Source organism: Streptosporangium subroseum (genome assembly GCF_900188345.1).
GTDB lineage: Bacteria > Actinomycetota > Actinomycetes > Streptosporangiales > Streptosporangiaceae > Streptosporangium > Streptosporangium subroseum.
On the sequence record NZ_FZOD01000054.1, the window covers coordinates 25782 to 39353 of the forward strand.

The 13572-nt window shown below is 70.0% G+C and carries 13 protein-coding genes; 6 read left to right on the plus strand and 7 right to left on the minus strand.

The genetic code is table 11. The features are described 5' to 3' along the window. Nucleotides 1–13: 13 nt before the first annotated feature. The 5 genes from CHC08_RS35835 to CHC08_RS35855 form a co-directional block, all read right to left on the minus strand. Nucleotides 14–2071, minus strand: coding sequence for a UvrD-helicase domain-containing protein (locus CHC08_RS35835; protein WP_089211827.1), 2058 nt, complete (start codon nt 2069–2071; stop codon nt 14–16). Between the two features lie 4 nt (nt 2072–2075). Further along, on the minus strand, nt 2076–4553 hold the full coding sequence (locus tag CHC08_RS35840) for a hypothetical protein (protein WP_089211828.1): 2478 nt from the start codon (nt 4551–4553) through the stop codon (nt 2076–2078). Nucleotides 4554–4664: 111 nt separating this feature from the next. Further along, nucleotides 4665–5417: a class I SAM-dependent methyltransferase gene (locus CHC08_RS35845; RefSeq protein ID WP_179282402.1), complete on the minus strand. Its 753-nt coding sequence runs from the start codon at nt 5415–5417 to the stop codon at nt 4665–4667. Nucleotides 5418–5546: 129 nt separating this feature from the next. Continuing rightward, nucleotides 5547–6617, minus strand: a complete 1071-nt coding sequence (locus tag CHC08_RS35850) for an ABC transporter substrate-binding protein (RefSeq protein ID WP_089211830.1) — start codon at nt 6615–6617, stop codon at nt 5547–5549. An 85-nt stretch (nt 6618–6702) separates the two neighbouring features. After that, nucleotides 6703–6888, minus strand: coding sequence for a putative acetyltransferase (locus CHC08_RS35855; RefSeq protein WP_338055715.1), 186 nt, complete (start codon nt 6886–6888; stop codon nt 6703–6705). A 160-nt stretch (nt 6889–7048) separates the two neighbouring features. Between CHC08_RS35855 and fdxA the strand changes: the two genes are divergently transcribed. From fdxA to CHC08_RS35870, 3 genes are all read left to right on the plus strand, one after another. After that, entirely contained in the window at nt 7049–7375 is a 327-nt protein-coding gene (gene fdxA / locus CHC08_RS35860; protein ID WP_089211832.1) for a ferredoxin, read from the plus strand. Nucleotides 7376–7518: 143 nt separating this feature from the next. Continuing rightward, nucleotides 7519–8598, plus strand: a complete 1080-nt coding sequence (gene dapC / locus CHC08_RS35865) for a succinyldiaminopimelate transaminase (protein ID WP_089211833.1) — start codon at nt 7519–7521, stop codon at nt 8596–8598. 11 nt (nt 8599–8609) lie between these two features. Continuing rightward, nucleotides 8610–9281 (plus strand): DUF4178 domain-containing protein, encoded by a 672-nt coding sequence (locus CHC08_RS35870; protein ID WP_089211834.1) that lies wholly within the window; start codon nt 8610–8612, stop codon nt 9279–9281. 189 nt (nt 9282–9470) lie between these two features. Here CHC08_RS35870 and CHC08_RS35875 read toward each other — a convergent pair whose 3' ends face one another. Next, the gene (locus CHC08_RS35875) at nt 9471–10355 is read right to left on the minus strand and encodes a hypothetical protein (protein ID WP_089211871.1); all 885 of its coding nucleotides are present in this window, start codon (nt 10353–10355) and stop codon (nt 9471–9473) included. 240 nt (nt 10356–10595) lie between these two features. Here CHC08_RS35875 and dapE point away from each other — a divergent pair, with 240 nt between their 5' ends. From dapE to CHC08_RS35890, 3 genes are all read left to right on the plus strand, one after another. Continuing rightward, nucleotides 10596–11657, plus strand: coding sequence for a succinyl-diaminopimelate desuccinylase (gene dapE, locus CHC08_RS35880; RefSeq protein ID WP_089211835.1), 1062 nt, complete (start codon nt 10596–10598; stop codon nt 11655–11657). Between the two features lie 247 nt (nt 11658–11904). Beyond that, nucleotides 11905–12699, plus strand: a complete 795-nt coding sequence (locus CHC08_RS35885; RefSeq protein WP_089211836.1) for an LOG family protein — start codon at nt 11905–11907, stop codon at nt 12697–12699. 9 nt (nt 12700–12708) lie between these two features. Further along, nucleotides 12709–13296 carry an LOG family protein gene (locus CHC08_RS35890; protein WP_089211837.1) on the plus strand — a complete coding sequence of 196 codons (588 nt, stop codon included), beginning with the start codon at nt 12709–12711 and terminating at the stop codon, nt 13294–13296. On the opposite strand, the gene CHC08_RS35895 is transcribed toward CHC08_RS35890, so the two are convergent. Then, nucleotides 13273–13572, minus strand: a complete 300-nt coding sequence (locus tag CHC08_RS35895) for a hypothetical protein (RefSeq protein WP_143653476.1) — start codon at nt 13570–13572, stop codon at nt 13273–13275. The two genes, CHC08_RS35890 and CHC08_RS35895, sit on opposite strands and share 24 nt — an antisense overlap.

Below are 13572 nucleotides of genomic sequence, written 5' to 3' on the forward strand. Positions count from 1 at the left end.
TCAGAGTATGTGATCAGGTGGGAAGGAAGGGACTGGCTCGCCCGGAGTGGGACACATAAAGTAGTTCTGTGGCTCGGGTGCAGGCCACATAGAGCAGCCCACGCTCGCGCTGGAGGTCGTGTGCCCTCGCCGCCGGGTCCTCCCCGACGGGGGTGAGCGCGTCGGGGTCGGGCACGATCCCGTCCGTCACGCCGATGACGGCGACACGCCGGAACTCCAGGCCCTTCATACCGTGCAACGTCGTCACCCGTACTCCCAGCTCGCGAAGAGCGGCTCGGGCATTGCGCACGAGGCCGGCGGTCCTTGCGGCGACCGCTATCTCCTGGGGCGGCACGCCGTCCCGCACCCACTGTCCCACTTGTGCGATCAGACCCGTCAGTTCGCCCTCCGGTGAATCGTAGGCGCGGACCATCGGACGGGGCCCGTGCCGCGTGGCGCGCAGGCCGTACAGCTCCTGCACGCCGCTCACGAGCCCGTCCGCGGGTCCGCCTCCGCGTAGTCGTACCCCCCAGGACAGGATCTCCTGCGGAAGGCGGTACGACACTTGAAGCCGTTGCTGAATCGCGTCGATCCCGACCGCGCTCAGGGTCACCCGCGTGTCGAAGATGCGCTGGTGCGGGTCGCCCACGATGAACAGGTCGTCGCGGGCGTACGGCACCGCCGCGCGGAGCAGCCGCCACTGCGCGGGGTGCAGGTCCTGCGCCTCGTCCACCACGATGTGCCGGTACGGTTCCCGCTTCGGCTCCGCCTCCTCAAGCAGGTCGCCGGTCGTCTGACCGAGCAGCACGGACGCCTCCGAGGCCAGCTGGAGCAGGGTCCGCTTGCCGCGTTCTCTCAGCTGCTCGGTGACGTGCTCGATGGCGTGCCAGACGGCGGTCCGCTCCTCGCCCGTGAGCTCGACGCTGCGGCCCGGGCGGGGCGCGCTCAGATACTCGTCCAGGGTCTGGAGGTTCTGGGCCAGCACCACCTGTTCCCACTCCCGCAGCAGGAACGCCGGGCTGTGACCGGTCTCGGTCTCCTCCCAGAGCGCGGTCAGCTCGGTGGCGCCGACCAGCGAGGGCGGCCGCCCCTCGGCCTCGGAGACGATGCGGTGGGCCAGCCGGTCCACGTTGCCGACCTCGATCCGTTTGCGGGTCACCTCGTCCTCGACCAGCAGATCGAGCCTGGCCGCGAGTTCGGAGCTCAGCCCCTGGGAGAAGGTGACCAGCAGGATCTGCCCGGTGCCGCGCCTGGCGAGGTAGGCGGACCTGTGCAGGGCGACGAGCGTCTTGCCGGTGCCCGCGCCGCCGGTGACCAGCGTCGGCTGCTGGTAGGACTCCCAGTAGGCCATCCGGTACTGCGGCGGGTGCAGGAACACGCACCAACCCGGCGCGTCGAGCACGCGGTTCAGCTCGCGAGGGGAGTCGGTGAAGACGGCGCGATCCGGGCTGCGCTGGAGGGCGGCGCCGAAGTCCTCGAGGTTGATCGGTTCCGGGTCCGCGGCGAGGGGGCGGCAGTTCTCCAGCTCTCGCCAGGCCCCGGTCATCGATTCGCCCCTGGCCAGCGCGGCCAGCGGTTCGTACTGCGTCGGAGGCAGCAGCGGTTCGAGCGCCTCCAGGGTGAGCTGGTCGGTGATCTGCCGCACCAGCGGCAGGAACCTGCTGTCGACGCCCAGCTCGGCCAGGTCGGTGTCGCAGATGTCCGCGAACAGCCGCGTCCGGGACGCCTCGGCCGACCTGCGGACCGCGGGCCGTACCCGGTCCAGCGCCACGGCGTCCCACATCTCGACCACGCCCAGCGCGGAGTTGACCCCGAACCGGTGGCGCTGGGCGTAGGCCCACGCCTCGGCGTCGGGAAGCACGGTCAGCAGCCAGTAGACGTCCCGCTGCTTGACCACGACCCCCCGGTGCCGGTCGGCCAGCCTCAGCGTGGCGACCCGGGGGTCCCTGGCCCCCCTGACCCGCTCGGGGTGCGGCGCGCCCGCCACGTTCTGCAGGAACCGCCGCGCCGCGACCACGACGTCCCGGCGCACCGGCTGAGCCAGGGCGCTGAGTTCTACGGGGAACTCCGGGGAGATCGCGAGTCGGGGCATGAGGTCAGGCCAGGAGGGACAGTAGATCGCGGTCCCCGCGTTCTCGCAGCCGGATGAGAAGGTCGGGCAGGCCCACGGGCCCCGTCATGCCGACCCGGGTGGCGATGACCCGGCAGGCCTGTTCGTGGGTGCCGCCCGCCGCGGTGTAACCGACCAGCCGTAACGCGTGCGCGGTCGGATCCGCGTCCTTCGCCGCGGCCGGCAGATGCCTGGCCCGGAGGACCCCCTCGTCGGACAGCGTCAGGAAGAGGTGGCTCCCCTCCTTGGCGCCCACATCGTCCAGGAGCGTCCTGAGCGATTCGAGGACGGGCCTGTCCTGCCAGCTCAGGACGAGCTCGCCCACCGCGCTGTTGACCGTACGGCCGACGCCGGGCGACATCCCGAGGTAGGCGGCGAACCCGCTGGGCAGCGGGCACTCGGCGCCCTGGATGTGCTCGGGCGTGACGTCGATCCTGAGCCACCACCGGCCGTCCGGCTGCCGGAAGCAGCGCCGGGTCAGTGAGACGTCCTTGAGCGGGCGAAACGGCTCCTTGGCCGGTCTCTCCTCCGGCCCCGGGGGCGCCACGGGCTCCTGGGCGGCTACGGGCTCCGGCTGCTCGGCGGGCCCGCTCGGAAGGTGCTCGGCCACGGCCGGAGGTCGTGCGTCGGGTTCGCTCGCAACGTGCTCGGCCACGGCCGGAGGTCGTGCGTCGGGTTCGCTCGGAACGTGTTCGGCCGCCGCGGCCGGGGGTCGTCCGGCGGGTCCGTTCGAGAGGCGCTCGGTGGCCTTGGGCGCCGGCTTCCCCGCGGGCAGGGCTGGGGGTTGCCTGGCCCCCTTGGGCGCGGGCCTGCCCGTGGCCGGGGCGGCGGAGCCGTTCGAACGCTGGGGCGGCCGCTCGCCGGCGCCGAGGATCCGGAGCTGGGGGACGTTCTCCAGCCACTCCTTGGACACCTCGGGGTGAATGCCCAGGGAGGAGACCATGTCGAGGGCCTTGTTGATGGTCAGCGGGGATTTGGCGCTACTGATCATGTCGCGGGTGCGGTGGCGGAGCTCGGCGATGTCGCCCTCCACCAGCCACTCGTCGACCAGGTGGTAGTCCGGGAGGGTGGCCAGCACGAACTGCCAGGCCGGCACGTCGAGGGAGTGGAGCTCACGGCTGTGCCAGTCGGCCGCGTTGATCAGCCGCTCCCTGGGGGCGGCCTTGCCGATGACCTTCTTGACCCTGTCCAGATGGTCCCGGTAGGGCGCGGCCTCGTCCGAGGCGAGCCACTCCTTCAGCTCCCTGCGCAGGTCGGCCTCCAGCTCCTGGATGACCTCGGGCTGCACCGCGAAGAGATTGGCCAGCGCCTCCGGGGCCGCCGGGGCATCGCTGAACAGCCTGTTCTGCGCGACGGCCCAGCGCTTGTCCTCGATGTTCGCGAAGATGCCGTCCACCAGCGCGTGAAGGTTCTCCACGGGCCGCCGGGCCTTGGGCACGTCCCCCGCCGAGACCGCGCTCACCTCGGCCTGTCGTTTCCGCACCGGCTGCGGGGGAGCCTCGGCGGCCGATTCCGACTCTGGAACGTCGAGCGCCCCGGCCTCCGGCTCGGGCTCGGCGGTGGCCTTGCCCGCGGCCTTGTCCCTGACCTTGCCCGCGGGCTTGTTCGCGGTGGACCCGGCGTCGGATGCCGACGCGGCTCCGAGGATCGGCGCGGGTGCGGCGTCGAGGACGGGCACGGGTACGGCTTCGGGTTCCGGCGCGGGTTCGGGCTTGGGGGCCTTCGCCGCGGACCCGAGGGCCGCTCCGGGCAGGGGCCCGGCCTTGCCCTTGGCCACGAAGACGGTCTCCGGCGCGGCGCTCGGCCTCGCCTCGGGGGCGGCCTCGGGGTGCTCCGCGGCGCTCTCCGCCGATGGGGAACCGGCTCCGGCGTCCGCGGTCCACGGCTCCCGCGCGGGTGCGGCCTCGTGGAGTTCTGCGCCGTTCTCCGCCGCCACCCCGCGGGTCGCGGGTCCGGCGGCCGCGCGGGCTCCGAAGAGCGAACCCTCGAACTCCGCGGCCTCCGGGGCCTCGGCTCTCCGGCCGGAGGCGCCGGCGGACATCGGCGACGATGCGGGGGCGGGGGCGACCAGGCGGGCGAACGCCGCCGTGAACAGGGCGTTCAGAACGGGGAGCGGCTGGATGAAGGGCTGGTCGCGCAGTTCGTGGCCGGTCAGGGCGAGCAGGCCGGGCCAGGATCCGGTGCGGTCCAGGGCGATGGCCGTGCAGGGCTCGTCGGCCTCTTCGGGATCCAGGACGTACAGGGCGGGAAGGATGTCGCCCACCGAGGCCGCCGGCCAGTGCCGCAGGGCGATCTCGGAGAGGATCTCCGCGAGCCTCTCGGGGCCCAGCACGGCGAGCACCCGGGACATCGGCAGGCTCCGCCACCAGGCGTCCGGGAGATCCGGCTGGTCACGCAGAAGTGAGATCGTGGCCGCGTCGCTCCAGCGTAGCGGCGGCACGAGGTCACTCAGACTGAAGTTCATCCGTTCCCTTCACCAGCCCCTCAAGCCGCCCGAGTCACTCCACATCGCCGAGGAACGAGACTCATGGAACAGACCATAGTCTGGCAAATCGCCCTGGCGCATCGGGTCTGGTCAGCGGCGTACGGCCGCGAACCGGAGCCGTACGTAGTCAGCCATCCAACCGGTCTCCCGCCGCAGGGCGGGGGCGGCCAGTTCGTTCACCCGATGGAGCAGCGATTCGACCAGGTCGGCGGGCACGCCCCGGAGCAGCGACCCGGCGAACATCCGCACCCAGTCGGCCGCTCCGTTGGGGCATTCGTCGAGCGGGGTCGGCCGGTCGAAGTACTCCAGCAGCCGAACGGTGAACCCGCCCTTCTCCAGGCGCGTGGCGTATTCGGCGGGAGTGGGGAAGTACCAGGGCAGGCCGGGCTCTCGTAGCCCGTGCTCCCGCCACGCCGTGAAAAGTGCCGCCGTGAGCGCCGCGCAGTTGCCCGCGCCGCCCATCTCGGCCACGAACCGCCCGCCGGGGGTCAGCGCCTCGCGAACGCTGGCTATCACCGCGTCGGGCTCCTCGCCCATCCAGTGCAGGGCCGCATTGGAGAAGACCGCGTCGTACGGCTGGGCGACCGTGAAGTTGCGGCCGTCGCCGGCGATGAAGTCCAGCCCCGGATACTGCGCCAGGGCCTTCTCGATCATCGCCTGCGATCCGTCGATCCCCAGGACGCGGGCGCCCCGGGAGGTGATCTCGGCTGTCAGTACCCCGGTGCCGCAGCCGAGATCCACGATGCGCTCCCCGGGTTGGGGGTCGAGCAATTCGACCAGAGGGGCGCCATGTGCTGAAACGTACCCAAAGCTGCTGTCATAGGCGCGAGCGCTCCACCTCATCGAGCTCGGGGTGTCGTATCGCAAGACGATCAGCTCACATTCTGAGACGCCAGGGCCTCTTATCGCTACTCTCCAGACACTTTAGAGCCTTAGAGAAGTCGCGACATATCAGTCCCCTCAGCCTCAGGCTTATCCGACCTTTTTCGCCCACTCGCGCTGGACGTACGCCTTGGCGGTATCGGTCTCGGGAATGGTGAGGAAGACGGGTTTGGCGGAGGTGGCGGGGAGCTTGGCCGCGAGCTCTCCGTCCAGTGTGCCGCGCATCTGGAGGGCCTCCATCCTGGCGGGACGGGCGTAGCCCTTGAGGAACAGGTTCTGGCCCCTGTCGGAGAAGAGGAACTCCTGCCACAGCCGGGCCGCGGCGGGGTGCGGGGCCTTCTTGTTGATGGCCTGGACGTAGTACGAGCCGAGCACGGCGTCGCCCGGGATCGTGACCTTCCACTCGCCGTTCTCGGCCGCCCGCTCGGCGTTCTGGTAGTCCCAGTCGATGACGGCCGTGGCCACCTGTCCCTTGGCGGCGAGGTTCCCCGAGCCCTTCAGGCGTTCGAAGAACTCCACGCCCCGCTCCGCCCTGGCCTCGCCGCCCTTGAGCGAGGTCGCCATCACCGCGTTGAAGGCGGCGGCGGCCTGCCGGGGGTCGCCGGGCAGGGCGACGCTGTGGCCGGGCTTGAGCAGGTCGGCGAAGGAGGCCGGGGCCGGGATCTTGCGGGGGTCGTAGCCGATGGACATGTAGCCGCCGTATCCGGCGTACCAGCCCCCGCGGTAGTCCTTGAGGGTGTCGGGGATGTCCTGCCAGCTCTGGACCTTGTAGGGCGCGAAGGCGGCGGAGTTGGCCACGGCGACGTCCATGCTCAGGTCGAACACGTCGGGCTTGAGCGAGGCCGCGGCCTCGATCTCCCGCTGACTGTTCGCCCCGGGCTCAAGCTGGTTGACCTTGATTCCGTATTCGTCGGAGAAGGCGTCGATGATCTCGCCGTAGTTCACCCAGTCGCGTGGCAGCGCGATCACGGTGAGCGAGCCCTCCTTCCTGGCCGCTTCGACGAGGCGTTCCATCGTCGAGAATCCGGCCTTGAGGGAGGCGGCCTGGGGGTTGACCGGCGGAAGTTTGACGTCGTTGTTCTCGGTGGTCGGGGCGCTACATCCCGCGATCGTGGCGGTGAGTATCACGGCGGCGGCGGTGGCGCTGGTGCGTACGGTCACCGGTCGAATACTCCCGGTGACCATGTGGCAGGTCGAGGAGGCGCGGCGTTTTTTGGTGAATGGCTTACGCGCGAGCGGGTTCCGGCTATCCGCGGGGTCGCGGTGATTCCGGAACGACCTTCGCCGCCGCGAGCGTGTCTTCGGCGATCTCGACGAGGGTGCCGTCGCGCTTGCGCACGCCCAGCATGCCGTCCCGCCAGAATTCGAGCGTGCCCACCGCGTCGCGGAACCCCTCGGGGACCCGTCGCCGCGTGGTAACTCTTTTGCCCACGTCAGATGGGGTTAGAGTGACATTCAGGCGAGCACTGAAACCACGGGTCATCGCCTTTTGCCCCCTCCCGTTTCCGACATCTGGCGGGCACGGCAATACTAGGGCGTAGCAACCCGCGGTCGAAGTCGTGCCTAGGTGCGTAAAGAAGAAGGAGCCCGAGGTGACCTACGTCATCGCGCAGCCTTGCGTGGACGTCCTGGACAAGGCGTGCATCGAGGAGTGCCCCGTCGATTGCATCTACGAGGGCGAACGCATGCTCTACATCCACCCTGACGAGTGTGTGGACTGCGGTGCGTGCGAACCTGTGTGTCCCGTCGAGGCGATCTTCTATGAAGATGATCTTCCGGAACAGTGGAAGGACTTCTACAAGGCCAACGTGGACTTCTTCGAGGACCTGGGGTCGCCCGGCGGCGCCTCCAAGGTCGGCAAGATCGAGAAGGACCACCCGGTCGTCGCGGCACTGCCCCCGCAGGCCGAGGGCAACTAAGAGCCTCTGCGGGCAGGGGCGGCGCACGATGGCCGCCCCTGCCCGTCCGGGTTCCCGGAGGGGCCGGGCTCACCTTTGAGCCCGGCCCCCACCAAGCCTTTTCCCGGCCCGCCAGGGCGGGGACATGCATTTACGGGAGAGCTGTGATCGGGCTGCCTGACTTTCCATGGGATCGACTGACGCCGCTGAAGGAGCGGGCGCAGGAGCATCCCGACGGGATCGTCGACCTGTCGGTGGGCACCCCCGTCGACCCGGTGCCGGCCGTCGTACGGCAGGCGCTGGCGGAGGCCTCGGACAGTCCCGGATACCCGCTGACCTACGGCACCGAGCGGCTTCGCGCCGCCGCCGCGGGCTGGCTACGGCGCAGACACGGTGTGGCCCTCGATCCGGCGAACGTGCTGCCGCTGATCGGCTCCAAGGAGCTGGTCGCCTGGCTGCCGACGCTGCTCGGCATCGGTCCCGGCCAGCGAGTGATCCTTCCTGAGCTGGCCTATCCCACCTACGACGTGGGAGCCCGTCTCGCGGGCGCCGAGCCGTACGCCACGGACGGGCTGCTCGCGCTCGGGCCGGAGGCGGTGCCGCTGGTCTGGGTGAACTCCCCGTCCAACCCGACGGGCAGGGTCCTGCCCGTCGACCACCTGCGCAAGATCGTCGCGTGGGCGCGCGAGCGCGGTGCGATCGTGGCCTCCGACGAGTGCTACATCGAGCTGGGCTGGGAAGAGCAGCCGATCTCGATCCTGCACCCGGACGTGTGCGGTGACTCGCACGAGGGCCTGCTCGCGGTGCACTCGCTGTCCAAGCGTTCCAACCTGGCGGGCTACCGCGCCGGATTCATGGCGGGCGACCCCGCGCTGATCCAGCGGTTGCTGGAGGTCCGCAAGCACGCGGGGATGATCATGCCGGCGCCGGTCCAGTCGGCGATGGCCGTGGCGCTGGACGACGACGAGCACGCGGAGGAGCAGTGGGCCCGTTACGCCGCCCGCCGCGCGGTGCTCCGCCCCGCCCTGGAGGCGGCCGGTTGGAAGATCGAGCACTCCACCGCGGGCCTGTACCTCTGGGCGTCCAACGGGACGGACTGCTGGGAGCAGGTACGCGCGCTAGCCGATAAGGGGATTTTGGTCGCGCCGGGTGACTTCTACGGAAAAGCCGGCGAGGCGCATATCCGAATTGCCGTGACGGCCAGTGACGAACGGATCAGTGCGGCGGTGCGCCGCCTCCAGTAGGATCGCGCGACATGACGCCCGTGATCGCCGTGATACTCGGATTGAGCGCGATCACACTCGTTCTGTTGCTTGGCGCGTTCTTCGCGACCACGCGTCAGGGCAGGGAGCCCCGCGAACCCGAGCCGTCCGGCGAGAGTCCTCCCCAGCCGGTTGACGTCGAGCAGCCGCCTCAGCCGAGTGCGGGCCAGGTCGGTATCGACTATCCCGACCCCCGCATGATCAAGGTGGGCGACACGATCGACTGCCAGGGCGTGCGCAGCCGTGTCCTGGGTGCCATGTACCTGTCGTGGCAGGGCAGCCAGTGGACCGAATACCTCCTCGACGACGGCACCCGCCGTTACCAGTGGCTGTCGATCGAGGCGCGTCCCGGCCTGGCCCTCGGGGACCTGCCCCACCTTGAGGTGCTGCTGTGGACCTCGGTGCCCACGCAGGGCATGGTCCCCGCCAAGACCACGCTGAGCGTCGAGGGCGTCGACTTCTTTCCCGGGGACCGGGGCACCGCGGCGTTCCGCGCGGAGGGCGTCACCTCGATGCCCGAGCGGGGCCTGCTCGACTTCGCCGACTACCGGGCCGCCGACGGCCGCCTGCTCAGCTTCGAACGGCTCCAGGGCCAGCGCTGGAGCTCCTCCTACGCGCAGCCCCTGCCCCCGGGCACCATCAGGATCCAGGAGAAGAAGGTCTAATGCCCGGGACCGGGAGCGAAGGGCTGCTTCCCGCCCTTCGCGCGGACGTTTCGGTTACGGGCTGACGGCGGTTGCGTGCCCGGTTACGGGCTGACAGCGGTCGCGGGCCCAATTACGGGCTGACGATGGTCTCGGGCGGTCTCGGGCGCTCGTCGACGCCGTCGTCTCCTTGATCCGGATGAGATCGGGTCAGGAGATCTCGACCCGGCCGGCGGGGGCCGCCGCGTCGGCCTTCCAGCCCTTGTCGCCCGTCGCGGAGCTCCAGGCCTGGCCGTCGTAACGGACCTGGCGCAGGCCGAACTCCTGGGCGTGGGCGACCGACCAGCTGGCCATCAGCCAGCCGCGCTTCTGCGAGGAGGCCTCGAGCGTGCTCCCCGGACCGAGCGTCCTGACGAGCTTGCGCCTGGCCTTCTCCGCGGCGGAGAGCGGCGCCCCGTCCGTGGCCCGCTTCTTGCCCGCGGGAGTAGCCGTGCCCGCGGGAGCCGTCGCCTTGTCCGTGGGGGCCGAGAACCAGCAGCGCACGGCCTTGGGGACACGTCCGGTGAACGCCGCGGCCAGGAGCTTCCCGTCTTCCTCGTGCTGCGCGTAGGCCGACCCGTCGGCTGAGCGCTGCACCTCCTGCGCCGCCTCGTAGAGCGGTCGCTTCCGGTAGTTCTTCACCTTCACCAGCGCGGAGAAGAACTTGCCCGAGGCGTAGACCGGGTCGATCAGCTGCTCGATCTTGCCCCAGCCCTGCGAGGGCCGCTGCTGGAACACCCCGACCGAGTCACGGTCGCCGTCGCCGGACTCCAGGTTGAGCAGCTTGGACTCCTGGATGGCGGTGGCGTAGGCGATCACGACGGCCCGCTCGGGCAGGTTCCTGCGGGCTGCCACGGTCGCGATGGTCGCGGCCACCTGAGCCTGCTCGATCTCCAGGTCCAGCGAGCCCACGGGGGTGGTGACCGTACATCCCTCACCGAGGGTGGGCAGTGGCGTGACCCGGTTGAACAGTGTGAAGAGACCCACGGCCACGGCCACCGCGAGCACGGTCACGATCGCGATGATCGCGATGACTCCTTTGGAGAAACTTCGCACGTTGAAGAACCTATCGGTCCGCGGCGAATGCGCGGCGCGGCGGAAGTCCACGGACGCTGGGCCTCCATCATGGTACGCAGTGTGACGCCGTTCCAGGGCTTCGGACGCCGGCCTCGACGCGGCTCCGGGTGAGACCGGCGGGCACGGACGCCGACGCGCGACGCGGCTCCCGGCGAGGCCCGTCCGACACGGATGACGCCGCTCCCGGCGAGGCCCGCGGGCACAGATAGGGTCGCGAGCATGAGTACGCGTCTGGATCTCACGCAGGACGTCGGGGCGCTCACCGCGCTGATCGTGGACGTCGAATCGGTGAGTGGTCACGAGAAAGCACTGGCCGATGCGGTCGAGGAGGCGCTCAGAACGCTTCCGCATCTGACCGTGGACCGCGACGGCGATTCGATCGTGGCCCGCACCGGCCTCGGCCGGGAAGAGCGGGTGGTGATCGCGGGGCACCTCGACACCGTCCCGCTCGCCGGCAACCTGCCCAGCCGGGTCGAGGGCGACCTGCTGTACGGCTGCGGCACCTCGGACATGAAGGCCGGCGTCGCGGTCGCCCTGAAGCTGGCCGCCGCGCTCCAGGCGCCCAGCCGGGACGTGACCTACGTCTTCTACGACTGTGAGGAGATCGAGGCCGAGCGCAACGGCCTGCTCCGGCTCAGCCGCAGCCATCCCGACTGGCTCGCCGGGGACTTCGCGGTGCTCATGGAGCCCACCGACGGCATGATCGAGGGCGGCTGCCAGGGCACGCTCCGGGCCCAGATCATCACCCGGGGCAAGCGCTCGCACAGCGCCAGATCCTGGTTCGGGGTCAACGCCGTCCACGCCGCACAGCCCGTGCTCGAGATCCTCAACGCCTACGAGGCCAGGCTCCCGATCGTGGACGGGCTGGAGTATCACGAGGGCCTGAACGCGGTGGCGATCACCGGGGGCGTCGCGGGCAACGTGATCCCCGACGAGTGCGTGGTGACCGTGAACTACCGTTTCGCCCCCGACCTGTCGCTGGAGGACGCGCAGGCACACGTGAGCGAGGTGTTCGGGGGCTTCGAGGTCCGCTTCACCGACGGCGCCCCCGCGGCGCGGCCCGGCCTGAACCATCCGGTGGCGGCGGCCTTCGTGGACGCCGTCGGGGGCGAGCCGAGGGCCAAACTGGGCTGGACGGACGTCTCGCTCTTCTCGAGCCTCGGCGTCCCCGCGGTCAACTACGGTCCGGGCGACCCGAATCTGGCACATCAGCAAGGAGAGTTCGTGTCGCTCGAAAAGATCGCCGACTGCGAGCGCGGAATGCTCGACTGGCTCACCTGAGGGGTTCGTGATCTCGGTGGCTCGCGGGGGGAGAGGCTCGGAGGGCGGGTTCTGACCTGCGGATCCCCGCTCCGGGCGGCCGGACACAAATGAAAGTGGCTTTCCTCGCCGGCCATTTGGCGGGGAAAGCCACTTTCAGTCCCGAGCAGCACCCTCGGCAATTAGACGCGCCCTCCTCGAAATCCGGTTCCCCGTTTTCGGGGAGATTTTTCAAGATTTTTCCGAAGACGGCGCTACCGTGACCCGCATGAAGAAAACACGTCCGGAGCGCCGTCAGGGAGGCGCCGTGGTCCGCGGCGACCTCGTCTCCGATTCGACCCACGACCAGCGGCTTCTCGACAAAAGAGGGCCGGCGGACTGGTTGCACATGGACCCGTGGCGGGTGATGCGCATCCAGTCGGAGTTCGTGGAGGGCTTCGGCCAGCTCGCGGAACTGCCCGAGGCGGTGACCGTCTTCGGGTCCGCACGGACCCCTCCCGGCTCGCCGGAGTACGAGATGGGCGTCGAGCTCGGCCGGAAACTGTCCAGGGCCGGCTACGCCGTGATCACCGGCGGCGGGCCCGGCTGCATGGAGGCGGCCAACAGGGGCGCCAGGGAGGCGGGCGGCGTCTCCGTCGGCCTGGGCATCGAACTCCCCTTCGAGCAGAGCATGAACGAGTACGTGGACCTGGGCGTCGAGTTCCGCTACTTCTTCGTCCGCAAGACCATGTTCGTGAAGTACTCCTGCGGCTTCGTCACGCTGCCGGGCGGGTTCGGCACGATGGACGAGCTGTTCGAGGCTCTGACCCTGGTCCAGACGCGCAAGGTCACCTCCTTCCCCGTCGTGCTGATGGGAACGGAGTTCTGGGGTGGGCTGCTCGACTGGATCAAGTCGACCCTCGTGGGAACCGGCAAGATCTCCCCGGCGGACGTGGACCTCATCCAGGTCACCGACGACGTGGACGAGGCCGTCCGGATCATCACCAAGGCCGACCAGAACCGGGGGGAGCGGCTCAGGGATGAGGAGAGGGCGGCACTGAACACCGTCGGCGACGCCCAATAAGGTCTAAGCGTGTTTATATGCGTATTCCTGGCATCAAGTCAGAAGATCGATCAGAAGTATCTGGCGCTGGCTGAGGAAGTGGGCACCGAGCTTGCCAGGCGTGGGCACACCCTGGTCAGCGGCGGTGCGAAGGTCTCGTGCATGGGCGCGGTGGCTCGGGCCGCCCGCGCCGGCGGCGCCCGTACCGTGGGAGTGATCCCGCAGGCTCTCGTGGACATCGAGGTCGCGGACCGCGACTCCGACGAGCTCGTGGTGACCACCGACATGCGCGAGCGCAAGGGCGTCATGGATGCCCGCTCCGATGCCTTCCTGGTCCTGCCGGGCGGTATCGGGACGCTGGAGGAGCTGTTCGAGATCTGGACCACCCGGACGCTCGGCCTGCACGACAAGCCGCTGGTGCTGCTGGACCCGTGGGGCCTCTACGCGCCGCTGAGGGAGCTGGTCGAGGGGATGCACGAGGCGGGGTTCACCCGCCCGAACGTCTTCGACGCCATTTCCTGGACCACCACGGTCGGGGAGGCGTTCCAGCTTCTGGAGAAGACGGCCGGGCACTTGACGCCGAGCCCCGAGGAGCTAGGCGAGGCCACGGCGGGTTAACGCGGGCGGGCGCCGCCCCGCCAGGGAGTCGGTCATCTCGACCGCGAGCCGTACCTGGCCGGGGCGGTTCGTCCGGAAGACGCGCGCGCCCGCCCAGGCGCAGATCGAGGCCGCGGTGAGCTCCGCGGCCTCGTCGTCGTCTCCGGCCAGTGCGGCGGGCGTGACGGCGACGGTGCGCCCGGCGCGGACGAATTCCTCGATTTCGGCGATCGAATGGGCCTCGACCCAGCCGGATTCATCGTGGTCGTCGGGTCCGAGTATCACGGCAGCAGCCAT

Coding starts and splice junctions, on each gene's coding strand:
- CHC08_RS35835 (WP_089211827.1), bottom strand. CDS start 2,071: ATGCCCCGACTCGCGATCTCCCCGGAGTTCCCCGTAGAACTCAGCGCC.
- CHC08_RS35840 (WP_089211828.1), bottom strand. CDS start 4,553: ATGAACTTCAGTCTGAGTGACCTCGTGCCGCCGCTACGCTGGAGCGAC.
- CHC08_RS35845 (WP_179282402.1), bottom strand. CDS start 5,417: ATGAGGTGGAGCGCTCGCGCCTATGACAGCAGCTTTGGGTACGTTTCA.
- CHC08_RS35870 (WP_089211834.1), top strand. CDS start 8,610: ATGACGCCCGTGATCGCCGTGATACTCGGATTGAGCGCGATCACACTC.
- dapE (WP_089211835.1), top strand. CDS start 10,596: ATGAGTACGCGTCTGGATCTCACGCAGGACGTCGGGGCGCTCACCGCG.
- CHC08_RS35885 (WP_089211836.1), top strand. CDS start 11,905: ATGAAGAAAACACGTCCGGAGCGCCGTCAGGGAGGCGCCGTGGTCCGC.
- CHC08_RS35895 (WP_143653476.1), bottom strand. CDS start 13,572: ATGGCTGCTGCCGTGATACTCGGACCCGACGACCACGATGAATCCGGC.